General features: G+C 39.9%; 14 protein-coding genes. 11 read left to right on the top strand and 3 right to left on the bottom strand.

What is annotated here, in order from left to right:
• The 3 genes from PHV78_04120 to avd all read left to right on the top strand — a co-directional run.
• The coding region (locus PHV78_04120) for a hypothetical protein (protein ID MDD5396410.1) at positions 1-317 on the top strand (317 nt) is incomplete at its 5' end.
• A gap of 99 nt (positions 318-416) precedes the next feature.
• Entirely contained in the window at positions 417-1178 is a 762-nt protein-coding gene (locus tag PHV78_04115; protein MDD5396409.1) for a DUF3800 domain-containing protein, read from the top strand.
• Between the two features lie 143 nt (positions 1179-1321).
• On the top strand, positions 1322-1657 hold the full coding sequence (gene avd / locus PHV78_04110; protein MDD5396408.1) for a diversity-generating retroelement protein Avd: 336 nt from the start codon (positions 1322-1324) through the stop codon (positions 1655-1657).
• On the opposite strand, the gene PHV78_04105 is transcribed toward avd, so the two are convergent.
• Positions 1658-1837, bottom strand: a complete 180-nt coding sequence (locus PHV78_04105; protein ID MDD5396407.1) for a hypothetical protein — start codon at positions 1835-1837, stop codon at positions 1658-1660.
• Positions 1838-2206: 369 nt separating this feature from the next.
• Here PHV78_04105 and PHV78_04100 point away from each other — a divergent pair, with 369 nt between their 5' ends.
• Positions 2207-2908 (top strand): thymidylate kinase, encoded by a 702-nt coding sequence (locus PHV78_04100; protein ID MDD5396406.1) that lies wholly within the window; start codon positions 2207-2209, stop codon positions 2906-2908.
• Between the two features lie 168 nt (positions 2909-3076).
• Here the strand turns inward: PHV78_04100 and topA are convergent, their stop codons facing one another.
• Both topA and dprA read right to left on the bottom strand, forming a co-directional pair.
• Complete coding sequence (topA, locus tag PHV78_04095; GenBank protein ID MDD5396405.1) at positions 3077-5062, bottom strand: type I DNA topoisomerase; 1986 nt, start codon at positions 5060-5062, stop codon at positions 3077-3079.
• A gap of 19 nt (positions 5063-5081) precedes the next feature.
• Positions 5082-5939 (bottom strand): DNA-processing protein DprA, encoded by an 858-nt coding sequence (gene dprA / locus PHV78_04090; protein ID MDD5396404.1) that lies wholly within the window; start codon positions 5937-5939, stop codon positions 5082-5084.
• Positions 5940-6119: 180 nt separating this feature from the next.
• Between dprA and murG the strand changes: the two genes are divergently transcribed.
• From murG to proS, 7 genes are all read left to right on the top strand, one after another.
• Positions 6120-7199, top strand: a complete 1080-nt coding sequence (murG, locus tag PHV78_04085; GenBank protein ID MDD5396403.1) for an undecaprenyldiphospho-muramoylpentapeptide beta-N-acetylglucosaminyltransferase — start codon at positions 6120-6122, stop codon at positions 7197-7199.
• Between the two features lie 26 nt (positions 7200-7225).
• Entirely contained in the window at positions 7226-8404 is a 1179-nt protein-coding gene (gene ftsZ, locus PHV78_04080; protein ID MDD5396402.1) for a cell division protein FtsZ, read from the top strand.
• Positions 8405-8511: 107 nt separating this feature from the next.
• Positions 8512-9096, top strand: coding sequence for a ribosome recycling factor (gene frr / locus PHV78_04075; GenBank protein ID MDD5396401.1), 585 nt, complete (start codon positions 8512-8514; stop codon positions 9094-9096).
• A 64-nt stretch (positions 9097-9160) separates the two neighbouring features.
• Entirely contained in the window at positions 9161-10093 is a 933-nt protein-coding gene (locus PHV78_04070) for a type II secretion system protein (protein ID MDD5396400.1), read from the top strand.
• Positions 10094-10455: 362 nt separating this feature from the next.
• On the top strand, positions 10456-11607 hold the full coding sequence (locus PHV78_04065) for a site-2 protease family protein (GenBank protein ID MDD5396399.1): 1152 nt from the start codon (positions 10456-10458) through the stop codon (positions 11605-11607).
• Between the two features lie 239 nt (positions 11608-11846).
• The gene (locus PHV78_04060) at positions 11847-13280 is read left to right on the top strand and encodes a type II secretion system protein (GenBank protein ID MDD5396398.1); all 1434 of its coding nucleotides are present in this window, start codon (positions 11847-11849) and stop codon (positions 13278-13280) included.
• Positions 13281-13556: 276 nt separating this feature from the next.
• The gene (gene proS, locus PHV78_04055) at positions 13557-14792 is read left to right on the top strand and encodes a proline--tRNA ligase (protein ID MDD5396397.1); all 1236 of its coding nucleotides are present in this window, start codon (positions 13557-13559) and stop codon (positions 14790-14792) included.
• The last annotated feature ends 96 nt before the right edge of the window (positions 14793-14888 follow it).

Raw genomic sequence — 14888 nt, 5'->3', positions numbered from 1 at the left:
TGGACCAGCCAGACGATGACGATGTTTCAGGTTGGAACTACTATGAATTTACTGCCCTGAACAACAATGGCGCCAACACTTTTACCACCGGCTACACTGACGGCAAGGCCGTCTTTCGTCCTTCTGACGATACTTGGAGCTCGGCTAACGGAGTGGGCAAGATTTACGACAATTCTAACTCGGCTGCTACCACCGCTCACGTGTTCATTCGTGGCGGCAGCTGGAGCAATACGTCGAATGCCGGGGTCTTCGACTTGGACTTGACTTGGAGCGCGTCGAATTCGGGCGGCAGTGTTGGTTTTCGCTGCGCCCGGTAGTCCCCGTAGATATTTGGTATTTGGCCCGCCAGCGGGCGGGTTGGATTGAGACTTTGTCTTAGCCCCTCAAAATTCAAAAATTTCTATAAATTATAATTTATGTTGACCCATTATTTTGTCGACGAATCAGGCGATCCAGTTTTTTACGATAAAGTAGGTAGGGTGATCGTGGGACGTCCTGGCTGTTCGCCAATCTTATTAATTGGTTTAATGCGCACAGACGATCCGAAACCAATCAGGGTGGCCTTAGAAAAATTAAGAAGCGAAATTGCCGCTGATAAATATTTTCAAGAGATTCCTTCATTACAAAAGTCTTTACTTTATTTTCACGCCAAAGATGATTGTCCAGAGATAAGAGAAAAGGTTTTTAAACAATTGATCAATTTAAATTTTAAGGCTGAATTTATTGTTGCTCGTAAAAAAGAAGATATTTTTATTAAACGCCACCATCGCAAGATACAAGAATTTTATGATGATATGATAATAAAATTATTTGAAAATAAACTGCACAAGCAAGATAGCAAAATTTATTTCGCGCAGCGAGGGGACAGGAAGAGACAAGAGCCTATAGAGAATGCAGTTATAAAAGCAAGGTTAAAATTTGAGAAAAAGTGGGATAAAAAAATTAATACTGATTATGATATTAAAGTGCAAACACCCATTGGTGAACCTTGTCTACAGGTTATAGATTATATGAATTGGGCGGTTCAGCGGGCATTTATAAAAAAGGAAACAAGGTTTTTAAACTTCATGATGGAGAAGATATCTTATTTAGTGGACATTTATGACTTTAATAAATACCCAAAAAATTTTTATAATCAGAAAAATAAATTTGATCTAAATAAAATAAGCCCTTTGTAGCTAGTTCCGATTACTCGGAAGCACGGCGTGAAGCCGACTTTCGCTAGCAAAGGACTTGTTTATCTATAGTTTAGTATAACACAGGGCGAAACCTAATCAATAAAGTTATCCACAGATTTTATTTTTTAAGAAATACTAAAATAATGCTTCAAAGTTTGCCTATTTTTCAAAAAATTTACGATTTAATTCTCTGGTTGCATCCGGTAATTAACAAATTCCCCAAATCGCAGCGATTTGTGCTGGGTCAGCAGATAGAGAATACGATTTTGGAAGTTTTGAAAACCATTATCCAGGCCAACGCGGAAAGAAACAAGACGGCTTATCTTAAGCAAGCTAGTATTGACTTGGATAAATTAAGAATTTTAATTCGTTTAAGCAAGGACTTGAAATTTGTCAGTCTCAAACAATATAGCCTGACCGCGGAGAAAATTAATGAAATCGGCAAAATGCTCGGCGGTTGGCTGAAGAGCAGCTGTTAATCAAAGGGACAAAGTCAAAGCGCTCACGTGTTCATTCGTGGCGGTAACTGGAACAATGGGTCCAATGCCGGAGCGTTCAACTTGAACTTGAACTATAACACGTCGAATTCGAACAACAACATTGGGTTGCGATGCGCCCGGTACTCTTTTTTCTGGCCAGAGCAAAATGCCTACGGGCATGAGCCAGCGTCAGAAGACTACGGATTTCGTTCCTCTCCTTAGTAGATCAAAAATAATGGCAGCTAGAGGTTTGACCGAACAGGGAAATCAAAAAGCCCGCATCCTTAAGGGATCAAAGTAATCCCTCACCCAGAAATTTTAGCCAGACCATGGATTGATTTTATTGCTTTTTAAATTAGTTAGAATAGCAGACAGATTCGCCTAGAAATTATGGTTATTAATGGTCTGTCTGAAAAATCAATCAAAATTTCTGGGTGAGGGACTAAATTTTTCCTTAGGGCCAATGGGCTTTTGAAAGTATTAATTATGTGAGCCAATTAAAAAAATTATTTTTGTGGCTGGAAAATTAATCAACATTGTCATTTAATTATGCGCGGAAAATTTATCGTCATTGAAGGCACGGATGGTTCGGGTAAGGGGACGCAGACCGCTCTTTTGGCGCAACGTATAAAAAAATCAGGCCATGACATAGAAACCATTGCTTTTCCCAGACACGGAGAGCTATCGGCTAAATTAGTTGATTTATATTTGAATGGATTTTTTGGAGATGCGACTAAAGTTGACCCCCGTTTTGTTTCTTCTTTTTACGCCATTGATCGTTTATTAAATAAAGAGAGAATCGAAGATTGGCTGAATTATGGCCGAGTAGTTATTGGCGATCGCTATACGACTTCAAATATTGGCCACCAGGGCGCCAAGGTAGATGATCCGGAAGAGCGGGAAAGACTTTTTAATTGGGTTTATAAAATGGAATTTGAAGAAATGGGCTTGCCTCAACCGGATTTAATGTTGTTTTTACATATTCCTACGCCCATTGCAATGCAGTTGATCGAAAAGAAAAAACAGCGCGAATATATTAAATCGAGCAATAAAGACGCCCATGAAGGCAGTGAATCGCACCTTAGAGGCGCTGAAACGTCGTATCTTCACGCGGCTAAATTGTTTAAGTGGGAAGTAATAGAGTGCGTCAAAGATGATAAGCTATTAAGCATAGAAGAAGTTAACGATAAAATTTGGGACAAGGTTTCACAGATTTTGCCTTTTAAAAAGCAATCAAAAATAAAAATGTAATTTTAGATAATAAAAAACGGGTCATGATGGCCCGTTTTTTATTTTAGCTATTTATTTTTCATTATTATTTGGCCGCGTCCAGGTAGCGTATCCGCCATTCGCCAACTGGCGAAGGCGGAACAGTCAGGCCTGCTTGCCTGCCGTAGATTCCTTATATTGTAATATTTATTAATCATCTTCTGTTCCGTTAGGTCTTGTCCAGGTTGCGTAGTCACAGTCGGGCCAGCGATTGCAACCGTAAAACACCCGTCCCTTTTTGGTTCGTCGGGGCAAGATCTGTCCTTCTTTACACTTCGGGCATTTTCCTAATGGTCCGGAACTATCGATATGATTGCTAATAGACTTGGTATGGCGGCATTCCGGGAATCCGGTGCAGGCCAAAAATTTGCCATAGCGGCTCATTTTAATCACTAACGGTTTTCCGCATTTTGGGCAGACTTCATCGGTTTTTTCATCGTTAAATGTTTTGGTAATTTCTTTCTCTTTAACCATAAGATTTTTTTTAAATTTATCATAAAATTCTTTAATCATGGGCAGCCATTCCATTTGGCCGTTAGCGATTTCATCCAAATCATCTTCCAGGCGAGCGGTAAATTGATAGTCAACAATGTCGCTAAAATGTTCGACTAATAACTTATTGACCATCAGACCGATTTCTGTCGGCTTCAGCGCTCGTTGTTCGCGATAAATATAATTTCTGGCCTGAAGCGTAGCAATAATCGGCGCATAGGTTGACGGTCGGCCGATGCCCAGGGCTTCGAGCGCTTTAACCAAACTGGCGTCATTGAAGCGCGCCGGAGGTTCGGTAAAATGTTGGGCGGGAATTAATTTTATTAGATTAATTTTATCATTAATTTTTAAATCAGGTAAGAGCGTCTCATTTTGTTTCTCTGGAAATATTTTCATCCAACCATCGAACTTTATCCTTAGGCCGTTAGCGCGGAAAATATATTCTTTAGCTTTAATGTCAGCAGCAGTATTGATAAATATAGTGGTTGACATTTGCGAAGCCAATGTCCGGCGCCAAATTAAATCATATAATTTAAATTGGTCGGGCGTCAGATATTCTTTGATTTTTTCCGGTTCACGATAACAAGAAGTTGGTCTGATGGCTTCATGGGCTTCTTGGGCGACTTTTGACTTGGTCTTAAACCGCTTAATATCTAAATAATTTTTCGTGTAATTTTGCGTGATGAATTCTTCAGCTTCTTTCAGGAATTTTTCTGACAAGTTGAGCGAGTCGGTGCGCATATAAGTAATCAAACCGACTGCCTCTTTGGCGCCCAGCTCAAGACCTTCGTATAATTGTTGGGCGACCATCATGGTTTTTTTGGAAGAGAATCCTAGTTTTTTATATGATTCTTGTTGTAAAGAGCTGGTAGTTAAGGGCGCAGAAGAAGATTTTTTGCTTTCTTTTTGTTCAACGCTCGTGACAACATAATCGGCATTTTCTAAATTTTTTAAAATATCATCGGCTCCTGTTTTTGATTTAATGGCTAATTTATCTAGCGCTTTATCATTAATTCTAATTAGCTTTGCTTCAAATTTATCGTTGGATTTTTTTAATTCAGCGGACAATGTCCAGTATTCTTCAGGTTTAAATTTATTTATTTCTTCTTCGCGTTCGACGATTAGGCGCAGAGCAGGGGATTGCACTCGGCCGGCTGATAGGCCCTTGGCGATTTTTTGCCAAAGTAAAGGTGATAGTTCATAACCGACCAAACGATCTAGGGTGCGGCGCGTTTGTTGGGCATTAACTAAATTTAAATCAATGGCACGAGGATTTTTGAGCGCCTCAGAAACTGCTTCTTCGGTGATTTCATGGAAGGCAATGCGTTTATTTCGCTCCGGATTTTTTTCATCGCCTAAAAGATATTGTAAATGCCAAGCAATAGCTTCGCCTTCGCGGTCCTCATCGGAGGCATAATAGATTAAGTCGGCCGTGGCAGCTTTTTTCTTTAGTTGGTTGACAAGCTTTCTTTTTTTGGTAGGAATGACGTATTGGGGCTGGAAGTCGTACTCAATATCAATACCCATTTTACCGCGCGGCAAATCACGGACATGGCCTTGCGATGACTCTACGATAAAATCATCACCGACAAAGCGGGAGATGGTTTTGGCCTTAGTTGGTGATTCGACGATGATTAAATGCATGCTAAAATTTATATTAAATTTATTTTATACTATATTTACCTCCGCCGAGGTTTTTTATTTTACCCATCATTTCCATAACAGTTAAAGTGGCGCTGATAACCGGTGCTTCTAATTTACTAATTTTTATAATTTCGTCAATATGTATCGGCTCAAGACTTATAATTTCTAAGATTATTTTTTCTTCCTCATTGGCCGGAATAATTTCTCTTTTTACCTCCGGATTAAGCTCTAAATTAAGCGCGTCGAGGATATCGCTGGCCCGGGTAATTACCTTAGCACCCGATTTTATTAGTTGGTTAGTGCCGAAAGAATTTTGGCTGTAAATATTACCTGGTACGGCAAAAATTTCCCGTCCTAAATCAAGCGCGCACGAAGCGGTGATAAGCGATCCAGAACCCTCTGGCGCTTCGACAACCAAAACGCCTAGCGACATGCCAGCAACAATACGATTACGCACCGGAAAAGTCCATTTAGCCGGACCTTGATCTGGTTCGTATTCGCTGATAACTGCGCCGCCGCTAGCCACAATTTTTTCGGCCAATTTTTTGTGTTCGGCCGGATAGATTTTTTTTAGTCCTGAACCCAAGACGGCAATAGTGCGGCCGCCGACATCAAGACACGCTTGATGAGCCAAGCCATCAACGCCCAGCGCTAAACCGCTAATGATTGTTAGGCCAGCCTTGGTTAAATTGCGTGTTAGTTCAATGGTCGCTTGCCGTCCGTAAGAAGTCACTTTGCGCGTGCCGACTACGGCGAGTGGATAGTTTTCTTCGGCCTGTAATTCGCCCCAAACGTATAGTTGTTTGGGTGGATCATAAATTTCTTTCAAAAGCCGGGGATAATTTGGGTGGGCGATATCTATCTTTTGAATGTCCATATAATATGAATATATTGTATTAATTCCGATTTTAAAAGTCAATTAAAATCGTAAATTAACTTTGGCAACTTTTTTTAATAAGTTAGAGTTGAAGCAAAAACCCTTTAAGTAAGGGTTTTGCTTTTAGGGTGGGGTTCTTTACTAATTTTAGAAAAAAACTATAATATTACTATATTAATTATGAGAATAATCTTAGCTGGCGGTGGGAGTTCAGGCCCGGTTTCGCCACTTTTAGCCATAGTTGAAAAATTACAGCAAGATGAGCCGAATGCTCATGATTTTTTATTTATTGGGACTAAAAATGGCCATCCAGAAAAAATAATGGCCGAACATGCCGGACTTAAATATCAAGGAATTTTTTGTGGAAAATTACGCCGTTATTTTAGCTGGAAAAATTTTATAGATTTATTTTATTTAAAAATAGGTTTTTTCCAATCAATCGGCATCATTAAAAAATTTAAACCAGATGTCATTTTTTCGGCCGGCGGATTTGTGGCCGTGCCCATGACTATTGCCGGTTATGTTTGTGGTGTGCCAAGTTTAATCCATCAGCAGGATGTTTTACCGGGGTTGGCAAATAAAATTATGATTCCCTTCGCTAAGCGTATTACTGTTAATTTCAAGTCATCTTTAGCTGGTTTCCCAGCCAAAAAAAGTTATTTAACCGGCAATCCGGTGCGGCAATTTGTTTTATCCGGGAATGCCGAAAAAGCGAGAGTAAAATTTAATTTAAATAAAGATTTGCCGGTTTTGTTGGTTTATGGCGGAGGATTGGGAGCGGAAAAAATAAACGAACTTATTTGGGATAATTTGGATGATTTAACCTTGGTTTGCCAGATTGTTCACTTAACCGGTAAAAACAAAATAAATGAAAACATCGGGCAAGACAATAAAAATTACCACCGTTTTGAATTTTTGACCGACGGCTGGCCTAAGGCATTGGCAGTTGCCGATTTGATCATTTCTCGGGCCGGTTTAGGCGCTTTGACAGAATTGTCTATTTTAGGCAAGCCGACAATTTTAATCCCTATGCCTGATTCACACCAAGAAATCAATGCTAAGATTTATGCTGATCAAGGAGCGGTGGTATTAATGAGTCAAAAAAATATTTCTTATAATAATTTTTTCAAAACAATAAAAAATTTATTAACTGACCAAGAAGAACGAACGCGCTTGGGCGAGCGGATGAAGAAAATGGCCGACCCAAGGGCAGCGGAGAAAATAATTGATCATTTAAAGCAAATTTGCTACAATAAGTAATTAATAAAATAGTTTAATCAAAGCCCATGCCCTCTAAAGCCAAGAAAAAAAAGAAAGTTTCAGGCAAGAAATCAACGACAAAAATTAAAATTGTTGGTGTGGGCGGTGCTGGTTGTGCGGTTATTGATCGTTTAGTAAAAGCAAAGATTCCAAAAATAGAATTCATCGCCATTAATACCGACAGCCAATCTTTAGCTAAAAGTTTAGCGCATAAAAAAATTCGCATTGGTAGAAAAATAACTAAAGGCTTTGGCACGGGAATGGACCCAAGAATTGGCGCTCAGGCAATTGAAGAGAGTGGTAAAAAAATTAAAGAGACATTAAAAGATGCAGAGATAATTTTTTTCATTGCCGGTTTGGGTGGCGGTACGGGCAGTGGCGCTTTGCCAGCTATCGCTGACTTGATAAAAGATTTAAATATTTTAACCATTGCTTTAGTAACTAAACCGTTTACTTTTGAGGGTTCACGCCGAATTAATATCGCCGAACAAAGTTATAATTCTTTGGCCCAACGCGTTGATTCTTTAATCTCTTTGTCGAACGAAAATATTTTATCTTTAATTGACCGAAAAACTTCTTTAACCGACGCCTTTCGCGCCGTTGACGCTATTTTAGAAGACACAATTCGCAGCATTACTGAGATTATAAATTTTTCCGGATTGATTAATCTTGACTTGGCCGATCTAAAAACAATTTTATCAAAAGCTGGCCGAACGCTACTGGGCATTGGAGAGGCCGAGGGTGAGGGGCGGGCTATTAGGGCGGTACGATCGGCTATTGAAAGCCCGTTTTTCAGCCTATCCTTTAAGGCCGCCAAGGGTATTATTTTTATTGTGAGTGGCGCTGAGAATGTCAGCATTTATGAAATTAACGAGGCAGCTAAATATATCATCGGATCGGTTGACTCTGACTGTCGGGTTGTTTTCGGGGTTTCAGCTAATAAGGCTATGGGCAATAAATTAAAAATAATTGTTATTGCCACTGGATTTAATAGTGGATCGATACCAAAGCTAGAAACCAGGGCTAGTATTAGGCCTCAATTAGAAATAGAGCGAGACGAAACCAGTATTTCTGTTAATCAGCCGACAACAAAAAAAGAGATAGAATTTGAGTCCAAAGAAACATTTAAAGATGGGCACTTGATTCCGGAACCGGCTGACGAATTGGAAATCCCAGCTTTTTTGCGCAAGAAAAAGATTATTTAATATTTTCCGCCATAGGCGGGTCAGCCTGCCTGTCCGTTAGACGGGCTTCGGGTTGATAATTCCCCCGACGTAAAGTCGGGGGTCCCGACTTCTTTTATATTTATTAAATGAAGCGTCGGGATAATTATTATTTTTTTATGGCCATTGATTTAAAAAATTTTCAAGAGAACGTACAAAAGACCTTAGAAGCTCTGAAAAAAGACGTTCAAACCATAAGAACCGGTAGAGCTACTGCTGATTTAATCAGTCATATTTTGGTTGAAGCTTATGGGGTTAGAACGCCGATTGATCAACTGGCGAGTATTACTATACCGGAACCGAGGTTGATTATTATTCAACCATGGGACAGAAATCTCGTTAAAGAAATAGAAATAGCTTTAACACAAGCTAATTTAGGCACTTTGCCGTCGGTCAGGGAATCTTTAATTCATGTTAATTTACCTCCATTAAACGAAGAAACAAGAAAAAATTTGGTCAAAATTTTAAATCAGAAACTTGAACATTGGCGTAATGAAATTCGGTCAGAGCGCGATGAATTCAGGTCGAAAATAAATAAAGCCGCTAAGGACAAAGAAATTACCGAAGACGATAAGTTTGAATTTTTCGAAGATCTGGATAAATCATCGTCTAAAATTATGGAAGAAATTGATCAGATTGGCGTTAAAAAAGAAAAAGAAATCACAACCATTTAATTATGCTTAACTTAAGATCTAGAAACTCAAAGAAAATATATTTACGACTTTTAATTTTAATTTCATGTTGTCCTACGATAAGCTAAAAGCAGAGCAGAATAAAGATAATAATTTTTATTACTCCTTTACGCTCATCGAACTCCTGGTCGTCGTCGCCATTATTGGTATTTTTGTCGCCGTCGCCTTAATCTCGGTTTCTACGGCTTCTGCCAAAGCCAGGGATATACGTAGAATAGGCGATTTAGTCCAATTCTCTAAAACACTTGACGTCTATCTTACTGCCAATGGAATTTACCCCATTTGGCCCTCTGGAGGATGCACTTCAGATCCCTACAATCCTTTAAGCACTGCCCTAATTAACTCTACCTACCTTAATTCTTTGCCTATTGATCCTAATTCTTCTCGTTATTGTTATTACTATATCACTGATTCAACCGGCACTAACTACAAAATAGCTGCTTATTTAGAACGAGACACCACTTCTGCTTCAAATGACAGCGGCACTGCTTCTAATTATTATGAAATTTATAGATCTGCTGGGCAGCAAATAAGCCAAGTGTCTTTGACCGATGCGAGCCTTAATAACGCCATGACCAGTTGGCAGACATATCAGGATACGTCGTTACTTGGTTGGTGGAAGATGGACGAAGACAGTTGGACTAACAACTGTTCTACTTATAACGTTCTTGATTCTTCTTCTTATAGTAATAATGGCAAGTCATGCCCAAATATTACGGGGCCGGTGGGCGGAGAAACTGATTGCACGGCAGGTAAATGCGGATTGTTTGACGGAACGGATGATTATATTTCTATTCCTCATAATGCGATATTCAATGTTACCCGTGCAATTACTCTTGAAGCCTGGATTAAAAAAACCGGAGCACAGGGATCATATTCTCGTGTTATTGCTAAAAGGTGGCAGTATTATATAGCTGTTGACAATAGTATCGGTAAAGTTACGTTGGGTTTTCAGAATGGAGTTCCAAATATCGGTTAAGTTCAATCTACGGCAGGATTATCAGATGATGTGTGGTATCATGTTGCTGGGACTTACGATGTTGATGGAGGGGCTAATAATGGTTGCCTTTATCTTAATGGAATGTTGAATAACACATTAACCTCGACTCAACTTATTCAAACAAATAGCGATGCAATTTTATTAGGTACTCATGCTAGTGGATTAGCCGGATATAGCGGTTGGATGGACAATGTCAGGATTTATAATCGAGCCCTTCAGTCTTGTGAGGTTTGTGAACATTGTAGAATATATTGGACCCAGGCTCAATGCAGCAATTGTACAAATTGTTCGGGAAATTAAATTTTATTAAATTTAGTATTTTAGTTTTTTATTAATTTTACATGCTCATAGCTTTAGCTATAATTATCTCTCTGAGTTTAATTGTCTTTATCCACGAATTAGGTCATTTTATCGTTGGCAGATTATTCAAAGTACGAGTTGAAGAATTTGGCTTTGGTTATCCACCCAGACTTTTTGGCCTTACTAAAGTCGGCAATAAAAATAAATTCTTCTTTGGACGTCGAGAACCCAAAGAAGAACACGGGACAATTTATTCTTTTAACTGGATTCCTTTTGGTGGATTTAACCGATTAAAAGGGGAAGAGGCGGGCGGCAAAAAGGAGTCAGATAGTTTTTCGTTTAAACCATGGTGGCAGCGCTTACTCATTACCTTAAGCGGCGCTGGAATGAATATAATTTTAGCCGCGATCCTATTGGCCATTACATCCGGTCTTGGTTCTTATCAAGAAATTACTCCGGAAATTTTAAATAGCCGTTTAGTCATTAAAGATATTAGAATTCAGTTAATAGCAATTAGCCCGAATTCACCGGCTTCTATATCAGGACTCAAGGTAAATGATAAAATAATCAACATTGATAGCCAAGCGCCTAAAGAGGTCGTTGATATTCAGAATTATTTCAAGGACAAAGTTGGCAAAACTATAAAAATAATCGTTGAACGTAATAATCAACAAATTGAATTATCGGTTCAGCCAAAACCAGCTAATCAGGTTTTTCCTGATGAGACCAGCACTGGCGGAGTAATCGGCGTGGCCATTAGTAAGGTTGGTCGAGTTTATTATCCAATTCACTTGGCTGTTTGGAGCGGCATTAGTAAAACCTTTCTTTTGCTCGGTTCGATTGTTCAGGGATTTTATCTATTTTTTAAGGAATTAATTTTTCACCACAAAATGATCGCCGAAGCGGCCGGCGTAGTCGGCCTTGCTGCCATGACTGCCGATGCGGCTAAAATGGGCATTGTTTATTTAATGCAATTCGTAGCCGTGGTTTCTTTACTTATTGCCGTTACTCAACTTATTCCTTTTCCGGCGCTTGACGGTGGGCGAGGAGTGTTCTTTGTTATTGAAGGCATATTTCGCAAACCGGTTAAGCCGAGTATAGAAAATGCTATTAATGGGATTGGCTTTACTCTTCTTTTAATTTTAATCATTTATGTAACCTACAATGACATCATGAAACTAATTGTGCATTAGTTTAAGTTAATTTTAGATAATTTATTTTATTAGGTTTAAAATTTTGACCATAATTAAGGTTATCCCGTAAAAGTCCGACCATGATCGGACTCACGGGATGCTTTCTCCTTCGCCGCCGCGCTTTCGGCGGACGGGCAAAATTATGCCTGCCGGCAGGCAGAAAACCTACTAATTTCGTTCTAAATTTTTAATAATTTTGGCATGTTGCAAGATTACGCTCAAGCGTGTTGTCATAAGTTATGAATCATTTCATGAAGTTTTTTTATTTTCAAAAATCATCTCATCGACGGTCTTTTACTCTCGTCGAACTTTTGATTGTGGTTGCCATCATTGGTCTCTTGACTGCTTTTGCCGTTTTCAGTATTACGCCGGCTTTGGCCAAAGCCAGAGACGCCAAACGGGCCCAAGCCCTAAAATCTCTTTCTACTACTCTGGAACTTTACCTGGCTGACAGCGGTTCCTATCCTAATGGTGCCATTGGTCCCAGTAGTAGCGATTCAAGCTATGGTTTTTGCCTTGAGCAATCAACTGACTTTGCCACTTTGATGAGTTCATATATGGCCCAAATCCCCAAAGACCCACTCTTCCAAGATACAGTTTACCCTGATCACTGCTATTGGTATCGTACGGCTAATTCAGGCTCCCAATACCATATCTCGACATATATTGAATCAAGCAACTATGCCCCGGCTATTAATGACGGTGGCCAGGAAACTACTTCTTACGAGGTCTATGGCGGTAACAATGCCAACCAATTAACCAGAGGAGATATTTTAGTCTCTAGAAACAATAACAACGCTTACTATTTTGATCGCGCTGGGTCAGTCCTCAATGGCAAAACCGGTTTCTATGTTTTTCAGTATGAGGCTAAATATGATTCTGATGGAGACGGCATAGGCAATGACGCAGATGCAGACCACAGAGTAGATGTACTTTACGATACTTATGATTGGAATAAAACCGATAAAGATGGTAATAAAGTGGTTTCTTCTCCAGAAGGGTCACCCATTGCCGGTATTACTCATACTGACGCTCTTTCGGCTTGCCCGACCGGCTATCACTTAATTACCAATGACGAATGGATGGCCATTGCCCGCGACGCGGAACAGGTTAGTTCAAACTGGGCCAATAGCCAGATCGGTTCCACCGTGGCTTCAGGCGGCGGTTTAAAACGAGGCAATGTCGGTATTTCCGATTCAGCCAGCTACAATGGCGCTGATCCGGAGAAAGGTTTAGGCAGAAACTCCAAAGCCATGCTGACCCTGTCTAATGGTTCAACTATTTGGGATATCTCCGGTAATGTCTGGGAACACGTGTCTTTTACGCCTTCTGGCGCTGACGCCACCCATCAGGAATTGGACCAGCCAGACGATGACGATGTTTCAGGTTGGAACTACTATGAATTTACTGCCCTGAACAACAATGGCGCCAACACTTTTACCACCGGCTACACTGACGGCAAGGCCGTCTTTCGTCCTTCTGATGATGCCTGGAATTCGGCTAACGGAGTGGGCAAGATTTACGACAATTCTAACTCGGCTGCTACCACCGCGCGCGTGGGCATCCGTGGCGGGCCTTGGCCTAATGCGGCTGACGCCGGGGTGTTCAGCTTGCGCGTGAGTTGGGGTGCGGGTGATTCGTACTTTAGCATTGGGTTTCGGTGCGCCCGGTAGTCGTGTAGCAGGCGGACAGGTGCGTAACAATTTAGAATCTTTAATCTTGTTTGTCATAAAATTTTTTTCATCGCTGTGCGGCAAATTTAAATTTTTTATAATTTTGACATGTCAGGTAGTCCTGCCTGCCGGTAGGCAGGGAAAGTTTGACTATTTTTCGACCACCTAAGTCGAAACTACTTGGCACCACTTGTTTGATTATTAATATGTAATTTAAAGTTTAGACTTAAATTAACTAATTTATTCAGTTAATTTGTCAAACCTCTACTACCTGATATGCGACAAAGTAAATTATTTTCGAAAACACTACGCGAAGCCCCAAAAGACGCGCAAACCATCAGTCACAAATTATTGGTTCGCGCCGGATTTATCAATCAATTAACCAGCGGCGTCTGGACATTATTACCGCTTGGTTTAAGAGTTCATGATAAAATTGCTAATATTATTCGCGAAGAAATAAATGCCATCGGTGGGCAAGAATTAGTTATGCCAGCACTTCAGCCAAAAGACTTGTGGCAAGAGACCGGCCGTTGGGATACTATTGACCCGCCATTATTTAAAATAAAAAATCGCCACGATAAATGGCTATGCCTTGGTCCTACTCACGAAGAGGTTATTACTGATTTAGCAAGGCAATTTATTAATTCTTACAAAGATTTACCCCTAGCTGTTTATCAAATTCAAAATAAATTTAGAAATGAAATGCGGCCAACTGGCGGTTTATTGCGCGTCATCGAATTTGTCATGAAAGATTTATATAGTTTTCATGCCAATATGGAAGACCTAGATGATTATTTTAATAAAGTTGTAGCTGCTTATTATAGAATTTATGAGCGCTGCGGATTAAAGGCCGTGGCCGTTGAGGCTTCGTCTGGCTCAATTGGTGGAAATTTTTCTTATGAGTTTATGGTTTTGGCGAATTCGGGCGAAGATAAAATCGCTATTTGCACCAAAGGAGACTGGGGAGCTAATCTTGAAGTGGCAAAAGACGTCAGTAAGTGTCCAAAATGTGGCGGCCAAATAGAAATTAAAAATAGTATTGAAGCTAGCCATGCTTTTAAGTTGGGCAAAAAATACAGCGAAAAGATGAAAGCCAATTTCATGAATAAAGATGGCAAAGAAGAGGCCTTGGTTATGGGTTGTTATGGTATTGGCTTGGGGCGACTTTTGGCGACTATTGTCGAAGTCTCGAATGACGATAAGGGGATTATTTGGCCAAGGTCAGTTGCGCCATTTGATGTTCATCTAATTGGGCTTGATTTAGATGACAAAAAAATCGCCGAGAAAGCAGAAAAAGTTTATCAAGAGCTGGTTGAAAATGGCTTTGATGTTCTTTTTGATGATCGTTTAGATTCTCCAGGAATAAAATTTAAAGATGCCGACTTGATTGGCATCCCGGTGCGTTTAATTGTCAGCCAAAAAACAGGAGATAAAATTGAATACAAAGAGCGCGCTAAAAAAGAATTTGAGCTGATTGACATTAAGAAAATTATTGATAAAATAAAGGGGTAATAATTTTTAGCTATCCCGCCCCTGCGGGATGCTCAAAATTATGCCTGCCTGCCGGCAGGCAGGGAAAAAATTTACGAATTTCATTTTTAATTTTTT

It is taken from the genome of Patescibacteria group bacterium, from assembly GCA_028715115.1.
Taxonomy (GTDB): Bacteria; Patescibacteriota; Patescibacteriia; order UBA2591; family UBA4787; genus JAQUSN01.
The sequence above is the reverse complement of the archived record's forward strand: the minus strand, read 5'-3'. Positions and strand labels throughout refer to the sequence as shown.

Bases quoted from the DNA above. Each gene is read 5' to 3' on its own strand.
- PHV78_04115 (MDD5396409.1), top strand. From the start codon at position 417: ATGTTGACCCATTATTTTGTCGACGAATCAGGCGATCCAGTTTTTTAC.
- avd (MDD5396408.1), top strand. From the start codon at position 1,322: ATGCTTCAAAGTTTGCCTATTTTTCAAAAAATTTACGATTTAATTCTC.
- PHV78_04105 (MDD5396407.1), bottom strand. From the start codon at position 1,837: ATGCCCGTAGGCATTTTGCTCTGGCCAGAAAAAAGAGTACCGGGCGCA.
- PHV78_04100 (MDD5396406.1), top strand. From the start codon at position 2,207: ATGCGCGGAAAATTTATCGTCATTGAAGGCACGGATGGTTCGGGTAAG.
- topA (MDD5396405.1), bottom strand. From the start codon at position 5,062: ATGCATTTAATCATCGTCGAATCACCAACTAAGGCCAAAACCATCTCC.
- dprA (MDD5396404.1), bottom strand. From the start codon at position 5,939: ATGGACATTCAAAAGATAGATATCGCCCACCCAAATTATCCCCGGCTT.
- murG (MDD5396403.1), top strand. From the start codon at position 6,120: ATGAGAATAATCTTAGCTGGCGGTGGGAGTTCAGGCCCGGTTTCGCCA.
- ftsZ (MDD5396402.1), top strand. From the start codon at position 7,226: ATGCCCTCTAAAGCCAAGAAAAAAAAGAAAGTTTCAGGCAAGAAATCA.
- frr (MDD5396401.1), top strand. From the start codon at position 8,512: ATGAAGCGTCGGGATAATTATTATTTTTTTATGGCCATTGATTTAAAA.
- PHV78_04070 (MDD5396400.1), top strand. From the start codon at position 9,161: ATGTTGTCCTACGATAAGCTAAAAGCAGAGCAGAATAAAGATAATAAT.
- PHV78_04065 (MDD5396399.1), top strand. From the start codon at position 10,456: ATGCTCATAGCTTTAGCTATAATTATCTCTCTGAGTTTAATTGTCTTT.
- PHV78_04060 (MDD5396398.1), top strand. From the start codon at position 11,847: ATGAATCATTTCATGAAGTTTTTTTATTTTCAAAAATCATCTCATCGA.
- proS (MDD5396397.1), top strand. From the start codon at position 13,557: ATGCGACAAAGTAAATTATTTTCGAAAACACTACGCGAAGCCCCAAAA.